Genomic DNA, 19,165 nt, shown 5'->3' with positions numbered 1-19,165 from the left:
TCTCTGGAAGGCCCCGTGGAAGCGGTCATCCCCGGAGGGTATCAGGTGGCCGGCCATCTGGTTCGGGTTTCCCCCGATCTCGATGCAGAGGGCCCGCTGCCTCCCGGGGTCTACGTCACGGTGATCGGCTCCCGTGCCCCCGATGGCGGGCTGATTGCGGAGTCTTTCGAAGTTCTGCGGCGTCCGGAAGCGGAGGGAGAATGGGAAGGGGTGATTGAAGAGGCGCTTCCCCATGGCTATCGAGTGGATGGGCGTCGGGTGCTTGTGCTCCCTACCACGGCCCTCATCGGGACCCCTCAGGTGGGCCAGTATGTTTACCTCTCCGGCTTTGAGCAACCGGATCACACCATCCTTGCGGATAACCTGATTGTGCTGGAATCTCCGTAATGGAGGATTCAACCCGTGACCTTCCGGTCATGGGTGATGGAAGAAAAATCGTTCGGGGGTTGGGGGCGCCCGATGCCCCCAACCCCCTTTCCTGGAGTCCTGTCCTTCAGTCCTCCATCAGGAAAGGATTGGCCACCCGTTCCTCCCCGATGGTCGTCCATGATCCATGTCCGGGATAGACCCGTGTTCCATCGGGAAGGCGGAGCAATTTCTCCCGGATGCTGCGCATCAGGGTCTCGTAATCCCCTCCCGGCAGGTCGGTGCGGCCGATGCCTCGAGCGAAGAGGACGTCACCGTCGAACACCACACCGGCCTCCGGCTCATAAAGCGAGATGTGCCCCGGCGTGTGCCCCGGGGTAAACAGCACATGAAACCGCAACGTCCCCACTTCCAAGACATCCCCATCCTGCAGCTCCAGATCGGGAAGGGGGCTGGGAGGCATCGGGATCGCCCACCAGTCCGCGCCCCCTTTGGCCTGCAGGAGCGGGAGATCGGCGGGGTGCAAGGCCAGGGGAGCGCCGGTGGCTGAAACCACGGCCCCGTTGGCGCCGATGTGATCCCAGTGCGCATGGGTGTTGATCACATAGCGCACCTTCAGCTCCAGCGCCTGAACTACGGCCAGGATCTGGTTGGGATCCCAACCCGGATCGATGATCACCGCTTCCCGGGTCTCTGGGCAGGCGGCGATGTAGCAGTTGGTGGCGAGCGGGCCGACGGTTAGGATTCGCAAGTGCATGCGAACGGAGGAAGGAGGGCGGGACATCTACAGCCTCCCGAAAGGGAGATCTGGGGGGTGTCAGATCCAGGGGCTGCCTTCCGGCTCCTCCAGGGTGGCCCGGACAGCGGCCTCGATGTGAGGCAACGCCAGGCCCCCCAGTCCGGTCCCGAAGAGCACGCCGGTGATCCATCGCATCCACGAGTTAAAGGAGCCCAGCGCATCTCCCACATAAAACCACGAGGGCAGGCATCCCCCGGTCAGCATCACGAGCCAGGCGTTGTCATAGCGAAAGCCGCGCTCGCCGATCCCATAGAGGAGGTCATTGATGAAATGTGTGGTGCCATCCACGGCCATGGGAAGGGCCAGCAGGAAGAAAACCCCTATGGAAAGCGGCCGCCAGCGCCGGCCGCTTAAAGCATAAAGAAGCGCTACAACCCAGAGGCTGGTATACATGGAGATCATGCGGTCCGACCAGGCGACCTTATACCCGAAGGCCGGATTGCCGATGAACTCCCGCAGCAAGAGAGGATCCTCATAGGGCCAGACCTGATGGATCTCGCTCAGCGAATACATGGGCTTGGGCCCGAACAGGAAAAGAGATCGCTGGGGCAGCTGATGGCAGAAGAGGCTGTAGAGCGCGTAAAGCCCGCGGGCCGGCGTTTCCCAGCCCATGCGCATGAACACGGGCGCAAGCCATGGAAGGCCAACGAAGAGGCCGTATCCGATTAGGAAGACCCAGATCCATTCGCGCAGAAGCCATCGGCTGAGGCGCTCTGGGATCGAACGATGGGCTCCCTGTTCTATACCCCGCCAACTGTTGCCTCGGGGCAGGGCTTCGACAGTCCCATGCCTTTCATTAGCTGTCGACGAGCGCATTTCAGAGATCCCCCCAGGGATCCACGGATCTATTATATTATGCCATTTGTCGCTGAGGCGTCTCTTCCACCTGGGGAGATGGTCGCGGGCCAGGCGATCCACAAGACCCTGTGTATACTGGAGGCTCCCGATGCGTCTGCCGTTCTTCGGACCCACTTTTGAGGAGATGCGGGATCCATCGTGTCAGCCGATGGAGATTCGCGCGCGCGCCCTCGAGGCCCGGTCGCGCGATCCCCTGGATCCTTACAACCTGTTTAACATCACCTGGCGCGATCCCGTCGGCCGGATTTATTATGAGGTCCTGCCCTCCGCCCTCACCGGCGTGGAGGCGCCCATCGTAGTCCTGTATTCCAAGGATTTCCCCACCGGCTCCCACAAGGTGGGGGCCGCCTACTCCATTCTGATGGAAAAGGTGCTTCTGGAAGGCCTGCGGCCGGGGCACCACATCCTGGTCTGGCCCTCGACCGGGAACTATGGCATCGGCGGGGCCTGGGTCGGCGGCCGGATGGGGTTTGAGGGGATCGTCATCCTCCCCGAGGGGATGAGCCGGGAGCGGTTCGAGCGCATCGCCGCCTACGGCGCCCGGGTGATCAAAACCCCTGGCTCCGAGAGCAATGTGAAAGAGATCTACGACAAATGCAAGGAGCTGGCGGGGGCGGATCCGCGGGTGCGCATCCTGAACCAGTTCAGCGAGCTCGGGAACTATCGCTTCCACTATTATGTCACCGGGAACACCATCGTCGAGCTGGCGGCTCAGCTCCACCAGCAGGGGATTGGGAACGGCCGGGTGGCTGCCTTTGTCTCGGCCATGGGCTCGGCGGGCACCATCGGCGCGGGCGATCGCCTGAAGCAGGTGTGGCCGGCGTGCCGGATCGTCGGCCTGGAGCCGATCCAGTGCCCCACGCTTTATATGAACGGCTACGGCGTCCACGACATTCAGGGCATCGGCGACAAGCATGTCACCTGGATCCATCACGTGATGAACATGGACGCCCTGATGTGCATCGATGATCTCTCATGCAAGAAGGGCCTGCAGCTTCTGACCGAAGAGCCAGGCTGGAAGGTGCTCGCCCGCTGGGGGATCCCTGAGGAGCAGATCCAGCGCCTCTCCCAGATCTTCGGCATCAGCGGGGTCGCCAATGTGCTGGGGGCTATCAAGACGGCGAAATTCTATCGTTTCGGCCCGAGGGATCTCATCGTCACCGTCGCCACAGATAACATCGAGCGCTATCGATCGGTGATAGCGGAGCTCACTCAGCAGTATGGGCCGATGGATGAAACGGAAGCTACCGTGCGTCTGGTTCACATCTTCCATGGCCAGGGGCTAGACTGGATCCAGGAAGGGACACAGGAGAATCGGCGCCGGTGGCACAATCTCAAATACTTCACCTGGGTGGAGCAGCAGGGGAAGACGGTGGAGGAGCTCGATGCCCAGCTGGATCCGGAGTGGTGGGAGCGGGAGCAGGCCCGCATCCCGGAGCTGGACCGCATGTGGCGCGAGGCGAGGGGGTTTTAATCTGAAATTCCCTATCGGTTTCTTGAATCGAGGCTTCCCAGAGGAATGGGGGCAGATCCGGAATGGAAGCGGCGGTCGCGGCCTTCTTCGATGTGGACTACACGGTGCTTTCGGTGAGCTCAGGGCGGCAGTGGGTGCGCTATCTGCGCCGAAACGGCCGCATGACCTGGGCGATGTGGGGGATGTTCCTCTGGCTGGCCCTGCGCTACTACCTGGGGCTGCTGGAATTCCCCCGGGCGAGCGCCAGACTGACCGCGATGATCGCCGGGGCCAATGAGGCGGCTTTCCGGGAGGAAACCCGTCGCTGGTTTGAGGAGTGGGTGCGGCCTTACATCGCCCCGCGAGCTGTAGAGCGGATCGCCTGGCATCGCGCCCGGGGGCATCGGGTCGCCCTGGTCTCCGGGGCCACTGAATATGTGGTGCGCCCCCTGGCCGAGGTCCTCGGGATCCCGGATTACCTGTGCACCCGTCTGGAGGTCATCGATGGCCGCCTCACCGGTCGGGTGGTGGAGCCCCCGTGTTATGGCCCGGGCAAAGTCTACTGGGTGGAACGCTATGCCATGGAGAAGGGGATCGCTCTCGACCAAAGCTATTTTTATTCCGATAGCTACACCGATCGCTATCTGCTGCTGCGCGTGGGCCATCCGGTCGCCGTGAACCCCGATCCCCGCCTGCGCCGGCTGGCGCAGCAGCGCGGGTGGCCAGTCGAGCGCTTTTACTGAGCTGGGGGTGGACATCGCCCGACAATCGGCTCGTGGCTGGGTCCTGGGCACCCAATGGATCCGCAGCGGCTCACTCCGGATAGGTCGGCCCTGCCGTGAGCGGCCCGACCTGGTTTCGGAACTCCGTCCGGCTCCAATCGCAGCGGGTGCAGACGACCCGGACTTCCTCTATGTAGGGATCATGCTCATCGGGCTGAAGAATGGACCAGCGGAGCCGGCCGCCGCATTGTGGGCAGGTCGGGGTGATTAGCCAGGAGTAAACCCCGGGGGGGTGGATCCACGCCAGGGCCGTCATCCCCAGCGCCAGGATGATACCGATCCAAGCCGGGCCCTGAGGCCGGGCCCCGATCCCGATCCCAGCCCAGATCAGCATGAGCAGGGCGATGAACCAGCGCACGTAGGGATACCGGATGAACAGCATGGTTTCCTCCGCTCTCATGTCAGATCCGGTGACTGCGAGGGAAGCCCGCGTGGCTCCGATCCGCGCGCCCCCTAATCAAGCACCTCCCCATAATTCACTGGCGCGCTCCACGCCGGGCGGATCGCCACCCGCTGATGGACCTGCGGCCCCAGCTTCTCCCAGTAGGCCGCCCGGTCGGGAACCCCATAGACCCATTCCTCCAGCCATGCTTTCAGGCGCTCCGGATCCCGGGAGACGGCATCCCATTCCATATAAAACCGATTGTCCCGATCATAATAGCCCTGGGCGTAAGAGGGATGGGCGCCATAGGGCACATGACAGACGGCCGTCACCAGAAAGCCCGGGATCACCGTCCGGTTCGGATCCTGACGGATTACCTCGGAGGGGACGATCTCCTCGGCGGTTACGATCACCCGTCGGGCGGCGAGGGCGGCTTCCTTCTGTTCCCCGATGATGCCCCAGATCTGGGCGTTTCCCTCCTCATCCGCCCGCTGGACATGCACGATGGCCACATCGGGCTGGAGGGCCGGGACGGCCATCAGGCGCTCGCCGGTGAATGGACAGGTGATCTCCCGGTAATGAGGGTTGACCTGGGGCAGATCGTGGCCAGAGGGCCGCATCGGCATAAAGGGCAGCCCTGCCGCCCCTGCCGTCAATCGCGCCACCATCGCGAAATGGGTGTATTCCTCGATTTCGATCTCCCCTGCTTCCACTGCCCGGCGGATGGCATGGAGCATTCCCACGCCAGGGTTCCCGGCCCACGAGAAGATCAGCCGCCGCGCGCATCCGGCCGCCACCATCTGGTCGTAGATCAAATCCGGAGTAGCGCGAGCCAGGATCAGCCCTCGCTTCCGCTGACGGATGATCTCATGCCCGGCCGCGAAGGGGATCAGATGGGTGAACCCAGCCAGGTAGACCAGATCCCCATCATGGACATAACTGGCGATCGCCTCGGCCAAGGACATGCGCTTGGGCATCGCGTGCGCCCCAGTCATTCCTTCCGGACGTTGTTCGTGAAAATGGGGAGATGTCCCAGAGAGATAATGTGGCGCCACCGGGCCCGCTCGCCTTCTGTGAATACGGCCGCCTCCGCGATCACGATGGCCCCGGCCTTGTTCATGAGCAGGCGCATCGCCTGCAGGGTCGATCCGGTGGAGATCACATCATCCACCAGGACCACCTTCCGACCCCGAACCTGTTCGATATCTTTCTCATCCAGATACAGCGTCTGAGGTTGCCCCGTCGTAATCGAGAGGGTCTCCGCGCTCAGCGCCTCGCCCATATAGGGTTTATAGCTCTTGCGCAGGATCACGTAGGGCAGGCCGGTCTCAATCGAAAGCTGATAAGCCAGAGGGATCGCCTTGGCCTCTGGGGTGACGATGACCTCCGCTTCCTTGGGGATCCGTTTGGCCAGCTCTTTGGCCGCTGCCAGGACCACCTCCGTGTCTCCCAGCATATTGAAGATCGCGATGCGCACGCCAGGGGCGATCTCGAACAGCGGAAGATGCCGGACCAGCCCCGCGATCTCCACCGTATAGGTCTCGCGCTTCGGGCGCATGGGGTCCACCTCCCGCCGGGATGCCGAAGCTATTATAACCCAACTCACCACCCTGTCTTTCCAATAGCCCGGGAAGGGGAGGCCTGCCTTCTCGGCATCCACCACCATGGCATCGTCCGCGAGTTACGCGGTGGGTTCCCCTGTGGAGCTTTGAGGATCAAAGGGGTATCCAAGTTATAATGCAACCGGATATCCTTACGGCAACGGAATCTCGCAGTGGGGAGGCAGCACGATGAAAGCGGTGATCCCGGTGGCTGGGTTTGGAACCCGGCTGCGTCCACACACCTACAGCAAGCCGAAGCCGCTGATCAACGTCGCCGGCAAACCTTTCCTCGGTTACATTCTGGAGAAACTGACGGCCCTGAATCCGGTGGAATACATCTTCATCGTCGGTTATCTGGGCGAGCAGATCCAGCATTATGTGGACAGCGTTTACCGGTTGCCGGCCCGCTATGTGGAGCAGAAGGAGCTCCTCGGGCAGGCCCATGCCCTCTGGCTGGCCCGCGATTACATCGATGGCCCCATCGTGATCATCTTCGCAGACACCCTGTTTGAGGCCGATCTTCAGGATCTGGATGCCCTGGATGCGGATGGGATCGCCTTTGTGAAAGAGGTCGATGATCCCCGCCGTTTCGGGGTGGTGGAGCTGGACGCGAGGGGCTATGTCACACGGTTTGTGGAGAAGCCGACCAGTCTGGAGAACCGTCTGGCGGTGATTGGGATGTATTACGTTCGCAATGGTCCCCTGCTGGTCAAGGCCTGTGAGGAGCTGATGGCCCGCGGCATCCGCACGCGGGGCGAGTATTTCCTCACTGATGCGCTGAACATCTTCCTGGAGTATGGCCAGCGGCTGCGGGTTCGAGAGGTGAACGTATGGGTGGATTGCGGGACGCCGGAGGCTGTGCTGGAGACGAACCGATATCTCCTTTCCCATGGCCACGACAATTCCTGGGAGGCTCAGCGGGAGGGCGTGGTGATCATCCCCCCTGTCTTTATCTCCCCCAGCGCCCATGTGCGCCATGCTGTGATCGGCCCTTACGCGACTATTGCGGATGGATGCTTCATCGAGAACGCGATCATCCGAGACTCCATTGTGGATAGCGGGGCCCGGATTGTGAATGCTGTCCTGGAGCAATCCCTGATCGGGCGGGACGCCTATGTAGGGGGGCGGTTCCGGCGGTTCAATGTGGGGGATTCCTCCAGCATCGATTTCACATAGAGGAGGATCCGCGGCGATGAGGCCCCGTCCGGAATAAGGCCATGTAGGGAAGCCGGGCGGGCTGCCCGCGGCGGCTGATCCCGTTCCCCCGCTTCAGGGGAGCGCTCCGGGATGCTCAGCGCTCATCGGAGGTCTCGAGGGGAGCGCCCGCTGTGTCCTCGATCGCCTCCAAACCCTCAGTCCGGAGCACAGCCACGAAGGGGAGATTGCGGAACTTCTCATCCAGATCCAGCCCGTAGCCGAAGACAAAAACATTGGGGATTTGGAAGCCCACGTAATCCAGGGGGACGTGGGTCTCGCGTCGGGCCTTCTTATCCAGCAATGCACAGACCCGCAGCGTGGCGGGGTTACGCGTCCAGAGGAGTCGCAAGATATGGTCCAGCGTTCGGCCGCTGTCAACGATGTCCTCCACGATCAGCACATGGCGCCCTTCGATGTTAGTCTGGAGATCCATCAGGATGCGCACGACTCCGGTGGACTGGCGGACACCGATCCCATAGCTGGTGATCGCCATGAAATCGATCTCATGGGGAATCGTGATATGGCGCATGAGATCGGTCAGAAACATCACCCCGCCCTTCAGCACGCAGACCAGCACCAGGTCTTTGCCCGCGTAATCCCGGGAGATCTGCGCTCCCAGCTCGGCGATCCGACGCTGCAACACATCCGGGGGGATCAGGATGCGCTCAATGAGATCCTCACATCCCCAGCGGGATGGGGTTTCCACCAGCGTCTCCTTCATTCCAGCCTCCATTCCAGCCCGGTGGCCCGGTCTCTAAAGGGGATCGAGGGGATCCCGGGGAACCACGTGACAGCGGCGGCAGCGGGCCTCATACGTTTCACTTCCCCCCACCAGGATCACCGGATCATCGTAGCGAGCGGGCCGCCCGTTGATGAGCCGCTGGGTCCGGGTGGCCGGCGCCCCGCATACCACACAGATCGCTTGGAGTTTATCCACCTGCTCGGCCTGGGCCATTAAAAGGGGCATCGGCCCGAACGGCTCACCTCGGAAATCCATATCCAGGCCGGCCACGATGACCCGTATCCCCCGCTCGGCCAGCTCCTGGACCACGTCGGCGATCTCCCAGTCAAAGAACTGGGCCTCATCGATTCCCACTACCGTGGTCCCAGGGTGAAGGTGCTCCAGGATCGCTCGGGCATGGGGAACCGGGATAGCCTCGATGTCCAGGCCGTTGTGGGAGCGGACTCTTTCGGTTCCATAGCGGGTGTCGAGGAGGGGTTTGAACACCTGAACCTGCTGACGGGCGATCTGGGCGCGGCGGAGCCGGCGGATCAGCTCCTCGGTTTTGCCGCTGAACATGCAACCGCAGATCACTTCCACCCAGCCTGTCCGCATCGAGTCCATGCGCTTTCCTCCCGGATCAGGGCGCTGGATCTTCGAAGGGCTCCAAGGGCGTGGGCACCTGGATTCGAGCCCGGGGCATGCGTCCAAGGGAAAAACAATGCGAGCGGGCCCTTCCAGAACCCGCCCGCACTGTTTTATTCGCCCTCGCTTTCTCCTTCCATGGTCTCGAGGATCTCCCCCGGCTCCTCGACGACCTCCACCACAGCCTGCTTCCGCTTACGGCGCTGCGCTCGCTCCCCCCGCGCCTTCAGGTAGGCCTCATCCCGGGCGCTCAGACGCCGCATGAAGCGATCCACCTGGCCTTCTTTGTCGACGATCCGCTGCTCGCCGGTAAAGAACGGATGGCATTTCGAACATACATCCGTCCGGATCACCGGCACCGTCGCGCCGGTGGTCCAGGTGTTGCCGCAGGCGCAGATCACCTGGGCGTTGGGATACCATGAGGGGTGAATTCCCGGCTTCATGCCTCACCTCCGTTTGGGGACGCGCCATTCGGGCGGACCGGCTCTGGATATACGCTCACCCGTTTCCGGCCGCCGCGCATGAACTCGAAGCGCACATATCCATCGATCAGGGCAAAGAGGGTGTAATCCCGGCCCATCCCCACGTTCTTGCCCGGGTAAATCCGAGTGCCGCACTGGCGGACCAGGATATTGCCGGCCCGCACGAACTGGCCGTCGAACCGCTTTACGCCACGGCGTTTGGATTCGCTATCTCGCCCATTGCGGCTGGCGCCGCCACCTTTCTTGTGGGCCATGGTTGCCTCCCCTTATGCCGATGCCCGGACGCCGGCTTCAATCGCGTCGATGCGCAGGACCGTGTAGGTCTGGCGGTGGCCCTGCTTACGCCGGTAACGCTTGGCGCCCGGCCGGTATTTGAAGACGATGATCTTTTCTCCCTTCCCATGTCCCAGCACGGTCGCCCGCACCCGGGCCTCCGGGATGACCGGCTGGCCGATCCGAACCTGTTCCCCTTCCCCAACCATCAGAACCCGGTCGATCTCCAGCGAGGCACCGGCCTGCAGAGGAAGTTTTTCGACCTGGATTTGATCGCCTGCCTTCACGCGATATTGATGGCCTCCGATTTCGACCACAGCGAACACGATAGGACCTCCTGTGCATCGCAGGGCTTTGGGGATAGGCGTGTTCAAGATGCCCGCCTCCGGCCTGCCCCAGGCCGGGGAGTTCACCGATCGAAGAGGCCGGGTGATGAAGAAAGGGCCGCCCCGGGCGGCCCCTTCCACTGGCTGCGGGGGGAGGACTCGAACCTCCATACCCGGATCCAGAGTCCGGTGTGTTGCCCCTTACACCACCCCGCAGGGCCGTTCTTCATTTTACACGGGGCCTGCGCCCTCGGTCAAGCGCAGAATCTCCCATACGGTCTCATCCGTTGTGGGCTCGACGATGTCGCCCACAATGCCCGCCGGAGTTCTGGAAGGCGCCCAGCCATGCGCTGGGTTTTTCCGGTGGCGGGGGCAGAATTTGCGCAATGGGCTCCCCACGGTAAGTCACGATCTCAGGATTGCCCGTCCTGCGAACCCGTTCCAGGGTGCGGGGCCGCCCCTTTTCCCCTGTCCTGCATCCGTCTGTCGGATTCCCTACTGAAGGCCCAGCCCCAGGCCGAGGGCCAGGCACAGGAGGGCAGCCAGCCCGAAGCGCCATGTCATCGCCATCCAGGGCGCGTAGCGCGCCCGGTGATCGTGGAGCACCTCCACCAGCGGTCGCTGCTCTCGCATGGCCTGCCATGGCGCCGCCATGTTGCCTCCCATCTCCGCCACCGCCGGGAACGCGGCGATGAGGAAGTAAGCCAGACCGATCCAGAACAGGCCGTCGGAGATCCGGTGGGGGGTGAGGCCGCCCTGAAGCCCGCTGAAGAGCACCGCGATCCCCAGCGCCAGCCCGGTCAGCCCGAGGATCTGCATCCCACCCCGATCAAATCGAGACATCTTGACGCTCCTTTCCCGGATTCGTTATCTGGGGGCCGGGCCCACCCATTGGCCCCTTGCAGGCAGCCGTCCGAGTTGCCCCTACTGGAAATCCCGCCATGCGGGGATCCCGGGGATGCCTTCGGCAGCTCGGATCGCGCGGATCACGGCCTCCGCCACCGCCTCAGCGGCGAAGGCTCCGATGATGCTGACATCCGCCTCCTTTTCGCCGGTTGCCAGCGCGAACATCGTATCGCCGTCCAGCATGGTATGCGCCGGGCGGATGGTGCGGGCGAGGCCGTTATGGGCCATCTGGGCGACTTTGTTCGCTTCCTCCTTCGATAGCCGGGCATTCGTCGCAACCACGCCGATCACCGTGTTTTCAGGGATCCGCCGGCGGAAGCTCAGGGAAATCTGGCCGGCCAGGACGCGCAGGACGGCCATCGTGTCGGCGAATCCCTGGCCATCCGGGCGCCGGGCGCCCGCCAGGATGGCGCCGGTGTGGGGGTCCACGACATCGCCGAGGGCGTTGACCGCGACCAGCGCGCCGACTCGAATTCCATCTCCGATCTCCAGGCAGGCGGTGCCGATCCCTCCTTTCATGGCATATGGCATGCCCAGGATCTTGCCCACGGTTGCGCCGGTTCCTGCCCCCACGTTGCCTTCGGGCACCGGCCCATCGGTCGCGGCCTGACAGGCCGCGTAACCCATCGCCGCGTCCGGGCGAACCCGGGGATCGCCGATCCCCAGATCATACAGAATCGCGGTCGGGACGATGGGCACCCGTCCACCCGGGGTCTCAAAGCCCACCCCTTGCTCTTCCAGATAGCGCATCACGCCGGAGGCAGCGTCCAGGCCGAAGGCGCTGCCGCCGGCCAGCACCACCGCGTGCACCTCCTGAATCAGGTGCATAGGACGTAGAGCGTCCGTCTCCCGCGTCCCCGGCGCGCCCCCGCGCTGATCTATACCGGCGACGGCGCCCTTCTCGCAGAGCACGACCGTAACTCCGGTGAGCGCCTCCAGATCGTGGGCGTGGCCCACGCGGATGCCCGGCACATCGGTGATCGCATGATGGCGTAACGCCATTTCCCTCCTCCCACTTCAGAAAGGGATGGGATGGTCCAGGAAGAGCATGAAGGGAATCCCCCTCTATCTTAGTCGCGTTCGTGATCCCATGGGGAACCTTCGGCGGGGCCTGCCGGGGACGGTCGGGATTCGATCCCTTCCTTTGAATTCCCACCGGGATCATAATCGTGGGGAGGAGCCCTCCACAAGGGAGGGGCGCGGATCGAGGGCAGGCGGGGATTTCTATCCTTCGGGTCAGGGATGTTGGAATGGCATGCGGGGGATTGACATTCGGGATCCAGAAGGCGCGACGCACGCTCATCGGATGGATCTGTCTGGTCGGGATCGCCTGTCAGGCCCGGGTGGCTCCAGCGGAGCCTTCCCCTCTCGGGACCCTGGAGCGTCTTCCCGCGATGCCCTCACCTGCGTGGAGGACGCCCACGCCGGATCCTCCGCGCGCCGGGGGGGATCCGGATCGGGAGTTATACCTGGTGCAAGCGGGAGATACCCTGGCGGCTCTGGCCCAGCAGTTCCAGACAACCGTGGAGGCGATCCTGACGCTGAACCCCGGGCTCGATCCCCAGCGTCTTCAGATCGGGCAACCCTTGTGGATCCCAGTGGGGGTGAAGGCCCAGGGGCCGGCGCTCAAGTTGATCCCGGATTCCGAGCTGGTATATGGGCCCGCGTATCGGGATTTCTCCACCGCAGAAGCGATCCGCCGGTTAGGTGGTTATCTGAGCCGCTATCAAGAGATCATTGGGGGAAGGGCCCGGACGGGGATCGAGATCGTGGAAGAGGTGGCGCGCAATCATAGCGTGGGCCCGCGGGTGTTGCTGACCCTGCTGGAGATGCAAAGCGGCTGGGTGCGCGGGGAACCGGTGGATGACCAGGCCCGGCTTTACCCGATGGGCTGGAAGCAGCCGGGTTCCGAGGGTCTCTACCGGCAGTTGAACTGGGCGGCGGATCGGTTGAACGATGGCTATTACGGCTTTAAGGGGCGCCACATGGGGACCATACGGTTCGCCAATGGGCGGCGGGTGCGGGTGGCCGATGGCTTGAACGCCGGGACGGTTGCGGTGCAGGCCTTCTTGGCGGCGGTGCTCCCTCCCGAAGCCTGGGCCCGGGCGGTGGGTCCCTCGGGGTTCCCGGCCGTGTATCGTGCGCTCTTTGGGGAACCGTTCCGCCCGGGGCCTGCGCCGTCGATGTCCCCGGAACCCGCCTGGCAGTTGCCATGGGGGGATGGAGAGCTTTGGTATTTCACAGGCGGGCCGCACGGGGGCTGGGGGAATGGAGCGGCGTGGGGCGCGCTGGATTTCGCGCCGCCGGATGTGGAGGGATGCGCCATCTCCCACTACTGGGTGCGGGCGGTCGCGGACGGCGTGGTCGTGCGCACAGGGGAAGGCCTCGTGGTTCTGGATACGGATGGGGATGGGCGGGAGGAGACCGGCTGGGTAATGGTGTATCTTCACATCGCCGCGGAGGGCCGTGTCCCGCCGGGCACTCGCGTCCGAGTGGGGGATCCCCTCGGGCATCCCTCCTGTGAGGGCGGGTTTGCGGACGCGGCTCATGTCCATCTGGCCCGTCGCCTGAACGGGGAGTGGGTGCCGATCGAACCCGGGCGCCCCTTTCGTCTCGGGGGCTGGGAGGCCCATCCCAGCTTCGCACTCTATGAGGGGACGATGGTTCGAGGCGATGAGCAGAAGATCGCGTGTGCGTGTAAAGATGAACTCCGCAACGGGATCCGGGCGCCCTAATCCCTCTGCTTCCCTTCCGGATCTCAGTCTGACCGCGTCCGTCTGTCTGCAACCCGTAATATAATCATAGACGCTCGTCCAGGCCATGGGAGTGCCCTCCATGCGGGACGGTTTCCGCAAGCCCGGGGTGTTGCAGGCGTTTTTAAGCGATCCGGATCCTCAGGAGATCGCCGAAACGCTCGTGGCCTTCGCCAACACGGACGGCGGTGTCCTGGTGATCGGGGTGGATGCGGAGGGCAAAGCGATCGGAGCGGATCCCGAGGAAGTGGAGGATGCCCTCCGGCAGGCTATGCTCCGCTGTCGCCCCCCCATCCAGATCCGATGGGAGCTGAACGAGGCGGATGGAAGAACCATTATCCTCCTTCACATTCCCCGCAGCCCGGAGCTCCACAGCCTGGACGACGGTCGGGTCCTGATCCGACGGGGAGCGGAGAATCGACCCCTGGAAGGGCGGGAGATCCAGCAGCTGGCGGCGATGAAATCCGTCGGCGACTATGAAGCGGAGGTGGTCTCGGGCGCCACCCGGGAGGATTTGGATGAGGCGATGATCGCGGAATACCTCACCAAACGGGCAGCCCGTCAGCGCCGGCCCATTGCCGGGGGCGTGGAGGAGCTGCTGGTGGAGATCGGGGCCCTGACCCCCTCAGGGCAGCCCACGGTGGCGGGGATCCTGTTGTTCGGCAAGCAGCCGCAGCGGTTCCTCCCCCAGAGCGGCGTCGTGTTCGTCAAATATCCGGGGACGACCCCGCATGGCGAGGGGGGGTTGCCGGGATATGCGCGTCGAGAGGAGATCGGGGGGCCGCTGGCACGGATCGTCGAGCAGGCGTGGAAGATCGTGTGGGATGAGATGCAGGTGGGGGCTGTGGTGCGAGGCCTGGAGCGCGAGGAGCGGCCGGAGTATCCCCCTTTTGCGGTGCGAGAGGCGATCGTCAACGCGGTGTGCCATCGGGATTATCGGCTGCGGGGCCGTCGGATTGAGATCCGAAAGTTCGCCGATCGACTGGAGGTCAGCAGCCCGGGAGGGTTACCCGGGCATATCACGCTGGATAACATTGTGGACGAGCATTATTCCCGGAACCCGCGGATCGTCTCGGGGTTGTTCTATTGGGGATATATCGAGGAGCTAGGTCTCGGGATCGATCGGATGATCGAGGAGATGGTGCGGGCCGGCCATCCCCAGCCGAAGTTCATCGCCCAACCTTATTCCTTCACGGTGATTCTCTATAATCGACAGGAGCGCCCGCCGGTTCCCGTGGGGGAACCCCCTATGAACGAGCGCCAGCTGAAGGCGCTGCAATACGTCCGGGAGCATGGGCGCATCACCAACCGGGAATACCAGCAGCTGTGCCCCGGGGTCTCCCCCGAGACGCTCCGGCTGGATCTGGCGGATCTGGTCCGGCGCGGGATCCTCCTGAAGATCGGGGAGAAGCGCGGGACCTACTATATCCTCAAGTAGAAGGGACCTTTGCGAAGCAGCAGAACACACCGCCTTCCCCGCCGCTTTATCCCAAGGATTTCCCCAATCGGATTGGGGATAACAACATGGTTAACTGGTCGCCGCCGTTTCCGATTCGGGATTCCGCTGGGTGGGATCCTGGCCCTGGGGCTGCTGGGGGGTGACAGCGTTAGCGATTTACAGGCCGGGCCCACCTGACGGGCCCTACCGGGAGTTCCCCGGGAAGGGATGCCTGTGGAGATCCCTCTGGCGGCGGAACGGCGGAGAGCCGGTCTACGAGCCACGGGTCGAGGAAGCCGGAAGGGGCCGGTCATTCGGTTCCCCCTGTTGGGGGAAATAAATGACGATGAGCCATGGAACGGCTTCGCCGCTCAGCCCTCCGTCTGGAGGAGATCGTCAACGCCATGCTGGATATCTCCCAGATCAACACGAAGACCCTCTCGATCTATCCGATCTCCATCCAGATCCCCACCCTGATCCGCATGGCGGTGGAGCCTCTGGAAAGGGCGATCGCCGAACGCCGCCAGCAGCTGATCCTCGAGCCCATGGGGGATCTCCCCGTAATCTATGGGGATTTGACCTGTCTGGTGCAGGCTCTGCGTCACATCGTGCAGAACGCCATCCAGTTCACGCCCGATGGGGGGACGATCACCATCCGCGCTCGATCGGTTTCCCCGGAAGAGGGGGAGGGATCGTCGGCATATGTGGAGATCGCCGTGCGGGACACAGGGATCGGGATCGATCCAGAGGATCAGGCGCTGATCTTTGAGAAGTTCTATCGGGTGGGGCCGATCGAGCTTCACTCCACCGGATCGGTGAAGTTTAAGGGCGCGGGACCAGGTCTGGGGTTGCCCATCGCCCGAGGGATCATCGAGGCCCACGGCGGGCGGATTTGGGTGGAAAGCCCGGGTTACGATGAAACCCGATGCCCGGGGAGCACATTTTATATCTGGCTCCCCGTAGCCCCTCACGCCGGGGAAACACGGGGGAGGGAATAGAGAGCGGGCGCTCCAGGCAGGACCGGGGTGCAGGCAGCGAAGGGGCCCGCACCCTGGTTGTTGCCATGCGGCACGGCGTGTTCGTGCCTTGACAGCAGGCTTTCTTAGGCATACAATGTGTCTGAAAAAGTTGATCTTGTTTTCACATTTGTGAGCCCTCCCATGGACGACGAGCGGCTGGCGGAGATTGCGTCCTGGTATTACGAGGAGGGGCTGGATCAGGCGGCGATCGCCCGGCGGCTGGGCTGCTCGCGTTCGATGGTTTCGCGTTACCTCAAGGAAGCTCGGGCCCGGGGCTTGGTGGAGATCCGGGTTCGACATCCCCTCAAGACCGATTCCCTTCTCGCGAAAGCCCTCCAGGATGCTTTCCCGCTTCGCGAGGCCCTGGTTCTGGCGGATCCTCCTTCCGATCCCCGTTCGCTCCTGCGCCGCCTGGGAGAGCTGGGGGCCCGGGCGTTGCAACAACGGCTGCGTCCGGGGATCCGCATCGGGGTGAGCTGGGGAACGGCTGTATACGAAGTCGTGCGAGCGATGCCGGAGCTTCCCGTGAGCAGGGCCCAGGTGGTTCAGATCATCGGCGCGCTGGGCACCGGCGATCCCATGATCGATGGTCCGGAGCTCGCCCGCTGGCTGGCGGAGAAGCTGAATGCTCCGGTCCGCCATCTCCACGCGCCGCTGCTGGTGGAGGGCGAGGCGGTGGCCCGGGCCCTACGGGGCGAGCGGGCGATCGCTGAGACCCTGAATCTGGCCCGCGGGGTCCATGTGGCCCTGATCGGGATCGGCTCGGTGGATCCCCGGCTCTCCAGCCTGCGACGGGCCGGCTATTTGACGGAATCCGATCTGGAAGCGCTTCGGGCCGCCGGGGCCGTAGGGGATGTGCTGGCCCGGGCGCTGGATGCGGAGGGGAACCCTCTGGATCACCCCCTGAACCGTCGGGTGATCGGCCTGGAGCTTGAGGCGCTGCGTCGGATCCCCACGGTGATCGCTGTGGCCGGGGGCGTTGCGAAGGCTCCCGCGATCCGGGCCGCGTTGCGCGGCGGCTATGTCGATGTGCTGGTCACCGATGCGGAAGCTGCTGTCGCTGTCTTAACTCTGGAGGGAGCGATGGTCTATGCATGACATATCGATGGTTTCCACTCTGGAGGTCGCCCTCGATCTCCCCCGGGAGCGCCTGATCGAATGGCTCTATCAGATGCATCTGATCCGGGCCTTTGAGGAGACGGTCGAGCAGCTCTACGCGGCGGGGAAGATGCACGGCACCATGCATCTTTCCATCGGCCAGGAGGCGGTGGCCGTGGGAGCGATCGCCGCTCTCCGTCCGGATGACTATATCACCTCCACTCATCGCGGCCATGGCCATGCCATCGCGAAGGGGCAGGATATCCGAGCGATGCTGGCGGAGCTGCTGGGGAAGGAGACGGGCGTCTGCCGGGGACGGGGTGGGTCGATGCACCTGGCTGATCTGGAGCGGGGGAATCTGGGCGCCAACGGTATTGTCGCCGGCGGGATCCCCATCGCTGTCGGCGCGGGGCTCAGCATCCGCATGCAGGGGCAGGACCGGGTGGTGCTATGCCTCTTCGGCGACGGGGCGGCCAACCACGGCAACTTCCATGAGGGCCTGAACATGGCCGCCATCTGGCGACTCCCCGTGGTCTTCCTTTGCGAGAACAATCAGTACGCGATGTCCATGCCGATCCGGAAGGCGATGGCAGTGCCCCGGGTGGCGGACCGCGCGGCCGCCTACGGCATCCCCGGCGAGACGGTGGATGGCATGGACGTCCTGGCGGTCTACCGGGCGGTGCGCGCGGCGGTGGAGCGGGCCCGGCGTGGGGAAGGCCCCACCCTCATCGAAGCGATCACCTATCGTTACAAGGGACATTCGAAGAGCGACCGCCAGGTCTATCGCACGAAAGAGGAGGTGCAGGCCTGGATGGCCCGGGATCCAATCGCTCGTTTCCGCGCCTGGCTGATCGCCCAAGGATGGCTCTCGGAGGCTGAAGCGGCGGAGATCGAGGCGCGGGCCCGACAGGCCGTTGAAGAGGCCCTGCAGATCGCCGAAGGGGACCCCGAGCCTCGGGTAGACCAGTTGACCGAAGGGGTCTATGCAGAGGATCCCTCTATGCCGCCCCTCTGGATCCGCCAGGCGTTTGGGTCGGGAACGGCTGTGGAGCCCCCTCCGGGGACGCGGGAGCTCTCTTACATGGAGGCTCTGCGGGAGGCGATGGCCCAGGCCATGGCCGCCGACGAGCGGGTCTTTCTGATGGGGGAGGACATCGGGGTCTATGGTGGGGCCTTCGGGGTGACCCAGGGGCTGATCGAGCGGTTTGGGCCGGATCGGGTGCGGGATACGCCGATCTCCGAGAACACCATTGTAGGAGCCGGGGTGGGGGCTGCTCTCACCGGCATGCGCCCGATCGTGGAGATGCAGTTCATGGATTTCGTCACCCTGGCCATGGAGCAAACGGTCCTCCAGGCGGCCAAGGTCCGCTATATGTTCGGCGGGAAGGCCCGGGTTCCCCTGGTGCTGCGCCTTCCTGGCGGATCGGGTACGGGGGCGGCGGCCCAGCACTCCGAGAGCCTGGAAGCGTGGTTTGTGCACGTGCCCGGATTGAAAGTGGTGGCGCCCGCCACGCCTTACGATGCGAAAGGATTGCTGCTAGCGGCCCTGGCCGAGGAGAACCCCGTGATCTTCGTGGAGCACAAGCTGCTCTATCGAACCCGTGGGCCGGTTCCAGAGGAGCCGTATGTGGTCCCCCTGGGACGGGCAGCGGTGCGGCGGCCCGGGCGCCATGTGACCCTTGTGGCCTATTCCGTGATGGTGCTGCGTGCCCTGGAGGCGGCGGAGCGGCTGGCGGCGGAAGGGATCGAGGCAGAGGTGATCGATCTGCGCACCCTGAAACCCTACGATGCGGAGACGGTGATCGCCTCCGTGAGGAAGACAGGCCGGCTGCTGATCGTGCACGAGGCGCCGCGGCTGGGGGGCTTCGGGGGGGAGCTGGCCGCTGCCATCGCCCAGAGCGAAGCCTTCGCGTATCTGGAGGCGCCCATCGTGCGGCTGGGCGGTGCGGACGTCCCGATTCCCTATCATCCGCGTCTGGAGCGGGCGGCGGTTCCCCAGGTGGAAGATATCGTCGAGGCGGCCCGGCGGCTGGCGCGCCTGGAGATCTGATGGAGGAGGCTCAGGA

The 19,165-nt window shown here is 64.1% G+C and carries 20 protein-coding genes, 1 tRNA gene and 1 pseudogene; 9 read left to right on the top strand and 13 right to left on the bottom strand.

What is annotated here, in order from left to right; genetic code table 11:
• Positions 1-15 precede the first annotated feature (15 nt).
• Positions 16-387, top strand: a complete 372-nt coding sequence (locus ACFMO3_RS07710) for a DUF5666 domain-containing protein (RefSeq protein WP_376789838.1) — start codon at positions 16-18, stop codon at positions 385-387.
• A 106-nt stretch (positions 388-493) separates the two neighbouring features.
• Here the strand turns inward: ACFMO3_RS07710 and ACFMO3_RS07705 are convergent, their stop codons facing one another.
• The gene (locus tag ACFMO3_RS07705) at positions 494-1,150 is read right to left on the bottom strand and encodes an MBL fold metallo-hydrolase (RefSeq protein ID WP_376789837.1); all 657 of its coding nucleotides are present in this window, start codon (positions 1,148-1,150) and stop codon (positions 494-496) included.
• 33 nt (positions 1,151-1,183) lie between these two features.
• A complete protein-coding gene (locus ACFMO3_RS07700; protein WP_376789836.1) occupies positions 1,184-1,981 on the bottom strand; it encodes a DUF2085 domain-containing protein in 798 nt (265 codons plus the stop codon).
• 130 nt (positions 1,982-2,111) lie between these two features.
• Here ACFMO3_RS07700 and ACFMO3_RS07695 point away from each other — a divergent pair, with 130 nt between their 5' ends.
• Together ACFMO3_RS07695 and ACFMO3_RS07690 are read left to right on the top strand one after the other, a co-directional pair.
• A complete protein-coding gene (locus ACFMO3_RS07695; protein ID WP_376789835.1) occupies positions 2,112-3,497 on the top strand; it encodes a PLP-dependent cysteine synthase family protein in 1,386 nt (461 codons plus the stop codon).
• A gap of 62 nt (positions 3,498-3,559) precedes the next feature.
• Positions 3,560-4,219 (top strand): HAD family hydrolase, encoded by a 660-nt coding sequence (locus ACFMO3_RS07690; protein ID WP_376789834.1) that lies wholly within the window; start codon positions 3,560-3,562, stop codon positions 4,217-4,219.
• A gap of 70 nt (positions 4,220-4,289) precedes the next feature.
• On the opposite strand, the gene ACFMO3_RS07685 is transcribed toward ACFMO3_RS07690, so the two are convergent.
• The 3 genes from ACFMO3_RS07685 to ACFMO3_RS07675 all read right to left on the bottom strand — a co-directional run bounded on the left by ACFMO3_RS07685 (position 4,290) and on the right by ACFMO3_RS07675 (position 6,198).
• Positions 4,290-4,640 carry a hypothetical protein gene (locus ACFMO3_RS07685; RefSeq protein ID WP_376789833.1) on the bottom strand — a complete coding sequence of 117 codons (351 nt, stop codon included), beginning with the start codon at positions 4,638-4,640 and terminating at the stop codon, positions 4,290-4,292.
• A 71-nt stretch (positions 4,641-4,711) separates the two neighbouring features.
• Positions 4,712-5,617, bottom strand: a complete 906-nt coding sequence (locus ACFMO3_RS07680) for a CoA transferase subunit A (protein WP_376789832.1) — start codon at positions 5,615-5,617, stop codon at positions 4,712-4,714.
• Positions 5,618-5,631: 14 nt separating this feature from the next.
• Complete coding sequence (locus tag ACFMO3_RS07675) at positions 5,632-6,198, bottom strand: phosphoribosyltransferase family protein (RefSeq protein WP_376789831.1); 567 nt, start codon at positions 6,196-6,198, stop codon at positions 5,632-5,634.
• 232 nt (positions 6,199-6,430) lie between these two features.
• Here ACFMO3_RS07675 and ACFMO3_RS07670 point away from each other — a divergent pair, with 232 nt between their 5' ends.
• Positions 6,431-7,417: a sugar phosphate nucleotidyltransferase gene (locus ACFMO3_RS07670; protein WP_376789830.1), complete on the top strand. Its 987-nt coding sequence runs from the start codon at positions 6,431-6,433 to the stop codon at positions 7,415-7,417.
• A gap of 115 nt (positions 7,418-7,532) precedes the next feature.
• On the opposite strand, the gene hpt is transcribed toward ACFMO3_RS07670, so the two are convergent.
• The 8 genes and pseudogenes from hpt to ACFMO3_RS07630 form a co-directional block, all read right to left on the bottom strand.
• On the bottom strand, positions 7,533-8,159 hold the full coding sequence (gene hpt, locus ACFMO3_RS07665) for a hypoxanthine phosphoribosyltransferase (RefSeq protein WP_376789829.1): 627 nt from the start codon (positions 8,157-8,159) through the stop codon (positions 7,533-7,535).
• Positions 8,160-8,192: 33 nt separating this feature from the next.
• Positions 8,193-8,783, bottom strand: coding sequence for a thymidine kinase (locus ACFMO3_RS07660; protein ID WP_376789828.1), 591 nt, complete (start codon positions 8,781-8,783; stop codon positions 8,193-8,195).
• Positions 8,784-9,040: 257 nt separating this feature from the next.
• A pseudogene (rpmE, locus tag ACFMO3_RS07655) lies at positions 9,041-9,247 on the bottom strand (50S ribosomal protein L31); the annotation flags it as partial.
• Entirely contained in the window at positions 9,244-9,540 is a 297-nt protein-coding gene (gene rpmA, locus ACFMO3_RS07650; RefSeq protein ID WP_376789827.1) for a 50S ribosomal protein L27, read from the bottom strand. The gene rpmA and the pseudogene rpmE, both read right to left, overlap by 4 nt.
• A gap of 12 nt (positions 9,541-9,552) precedes the next feature.
• Positions 9,553-9,885, bottom strand: a complete 333-nt coding sequence (rplU, locus tag ACFMO3_RS07645) for a 50S ribosomal protein L21 (RefSeq protein WP_376789826.1) — start codon at positions 9,883-9,885, stop codon at positions 9,553-9,555.
• A gap of 141 nt (positions 9,886-10,026) precedes the next feature.
• A tRNA-Gln gene (locus ACFMO3_RS07640) sits at positions 10,027-10,101 on the bottom strand.
• A 279-nt stretch (positions 10,102-10,380) separates the two neighbouring features.
• Positions 10,381-10,728 (bottom strand): hypothetical protein, encoded by a 348-nt coding sequence (locus ACFMO3_RS07635; protein ID WP_376789825.1) that lies wholly within the window; start codon positions 10,726-10,728, stop codon positions 10,381-10,383.
• 81 nt (positions 10,729-10,809) lie between these two features.
• Positions 10,810-11,793 carry a P1 family peptidase gene (locus tag ACFMO3_RS07630; protein WP_376789824.1) on the bottom strand — a complete coding sequence of 328 codons (984 nt, stop codon included), beginning with the start codon at positions 11,791-11,793 and terminating at the stop codon, positions 10,810-10,812.
• A gap of 248 nt (positions 11,794-12,041) precedes the next feature.
• Between ACFMO3_RS07630 and ACFMO3_RS07625 the strand changes: the two genes are divergently transcribed.
• The 5 genes from ACFMO3_RS07625 (at position 12,042) to pdhA (ending at position 19,149) form a co-directional block, all read left to right on the top strand.
• Positions 12,042-13,526: a LysM peptidoglycan-binding domain-containing protein gene (locus ACFMO3_RS07625; RefSeq protein ID WP_376789823.1), complete on the top strand. Its 1,485-nt coding sequence runs from the start codon at positions 12,042-12,044 to the stop codon at positions 13,524-13,526.
• A 100-nt stretch (positions 13,527-13,626) separates the two neighbouring features.
• Positions 13,627-14,982, top strand: a complete 1,356-nt coding sequence (locus ACFMO3_RS07620) for an ATP-binding protein (RefSeq protein ID WP_376789822.1) — start codon at positions 13,627-13,629, stop codon at positions 14,980-14,982.
• A 353-nt stretch (positions 14,983-15,335) separates the two neighbouring features.
• A complete protein-coding gene (locus tag ACFMO3_RS07615) occupies positions 15,336-15,980 on the top strand; it encodes a sensor histidine kinase (RefSeq protein ID WP_376789821.1) in 645 nt (214 codons plus the stop codon).
• A 162-nt stretch (positions 15,981-16,142) separates the two neighbouring features.
• A complete protein-coding gene (locus ACFMO3_RS07610) occupies positions 16,143-17,099 on the top strand; it encodes a sugar-binding transcriptional regulator (protein WP_376789820.1) in 957 nt (318 codons plus the stop codon).
• The gene (pdhA, locus tag ACFMO3_RS07605; protein WP_376789819.1) at positions 17,092-19,149 is read left to right on the top strand and encodes a pyruvate dehydrogenase (acetyl-transferring) E1 component subunit alpha; all 2,058 of its coding nucleotides are present in this window, start codon (positions 17,092-17,094) and stop codon (positions 19,147-19,149) included. Before ACFMO3_RS07610 ends, pdhA begins: the two co-directional genes overlap by 8 nt.
• The last annotated feature ends 16 nt before the right edge of the window (positions 19,150-19,165 follow it).

The organism is Thermoflexus sp. (assembly GCF_042408815.1).
In the GTDB taxonomy this organism is placed as follows: domain Bacteria; phylum Chloroflexota; class Anaerolineae; order Thermoflexales; family Thermoflexaceae; genus Thermoflexus.
Note: the sequence above shows the minus strand (reverse complement) of the source record. Positions and strands in the feature narration are given on the sequence as shown.

Bases quoted from the DNA above. Each gene is read 5' to 3' on its own strand.
- ACFMO3_RS07670 (WP_376789830.1), top strand. From the start codon at position 6,431: ATGAAAGCGGTGATCCCGGTGGCTGGGTTTGGAACCCGGCTGCGTCCA.
- ACFMO3_RS07625 (WP_376789823.1), top strand. From the start codon at position 12,042: ATGGCATGCGGGGGATTGACATTCGGGATCCAGAAGGCGCGACGCACG.
- ACFMO3_RS07635 (WP_376789825.1), bottom strand. From the start codon at position 10,728: ATGTCTCGATTTGATCGGGGTGGGATGCAGATCCTCGGGCTGACCGGG.
- ACFMO3_RS07660 (WP_376789828.1), bottom strand. From the start codon at position 8,783: ATGGACTCGATGCGGACAGGCTGGGTGGAAGTGATCTGCGGTTGCATG.
- ACFMO3_RS07675 (WP_376789831.1), bottom strand. From the start codon at position 6,198: ATGCGCCCGAAGCGCGAGACCTATACGGTGGAGATCGCGGGGCTGGTC.
- ACFMO3_RS07680 (WP_376789832.1), bottom strand. From the start codon at position 5,617: ATGCCCAAGCGCATGTCCTTGGCCGAGGCGATCGCCAGTTATGTCCAT.
- ACFMO3_RS07695 (WP_376789835.1), top strand. From the start codon at position 2,112: ATGCGTCTGCCGTTCTTCGGACCCACTTTTGAGGAGATGCGGGATCCA.
- ACFMO3_RS07690 (WP_376789834.1), top strand. From the start codon at position 3,560: ATGGAAGCGGCGGTCGCGGCCTTCTTCGATGTGGACTACACGGTGCTT.
- pdhA (WP_376789819.1), top strand. From the start codon at position 17,092: ATGCATGACATATCGATGGTTTCCACTCTGGAGGTCGCCCTCGATCTC.
- ACFMO3_RS07620 (WP_376789822.1), top strand. From the start codon at position 13,627: ATGCGGGACGGTTTCCGCAAGCCCGGGGTGTTGCAGGCGTTTTTAAGC.
- hpt (WP_376789829.1), bottom strand. From the start codon at position 8,159: ATGAAGGAGACGCTGGTGGAAACCCCATCCCGCTGGGGATGTGAGGAT.
- ACFMO3_RS07700 (WP_376789836.1), bottom strand. From the start codon at position 1,981: ATGCGCTCGTCGACAGCTAATGAAAGGCATGGGACTGTCGAAGCCCTG.
- ACFMO3_RS07685 (WP_376789833.1), bottom strand. From the start codon at position 4,640: ATGCTGTTCATCCGGTATCCCTACGTGCGCTGGTTCATCGCCCTGCTC.
- rpmA (WP_376789827.1), bottom strand. From the start codon at position 9,540: ATGGCCCACAAGAAAGGTGGCGGCGCCAGCCGCAATGGGCGAGATAGC.
- ACFMO3_RS07610 (WP_376789820.1), top strand. From the start codon at position 16,143: ATGGACGACGAGCGGCTGGCGGAGATTGCGTCCTGGTATTACGAGGAG.
- ACFMO3_RS07705 (WP_376789837.1), bottom strand. From the start codon at position 1,150: ATGTCCCGCCCTCCTTCCTCCGTTCGCATGCACTTGCGAATCCTAACC.
- ACFMO3_RS07630 (WP_376789824.1), bottom strand. From the start codon at position 11,793: ATGGCGTTACGCCATCATGCGATCACCGATGTGCCGGGCATCCGCGTG.
- ACFMO3_RS07615 (WP_376789821.1), top strand. From the start codon at position 15,336: ATGGAACGGCTTCGCCGCTCAGCCCTCCGTCTGGAGGAGATCGTCAAC.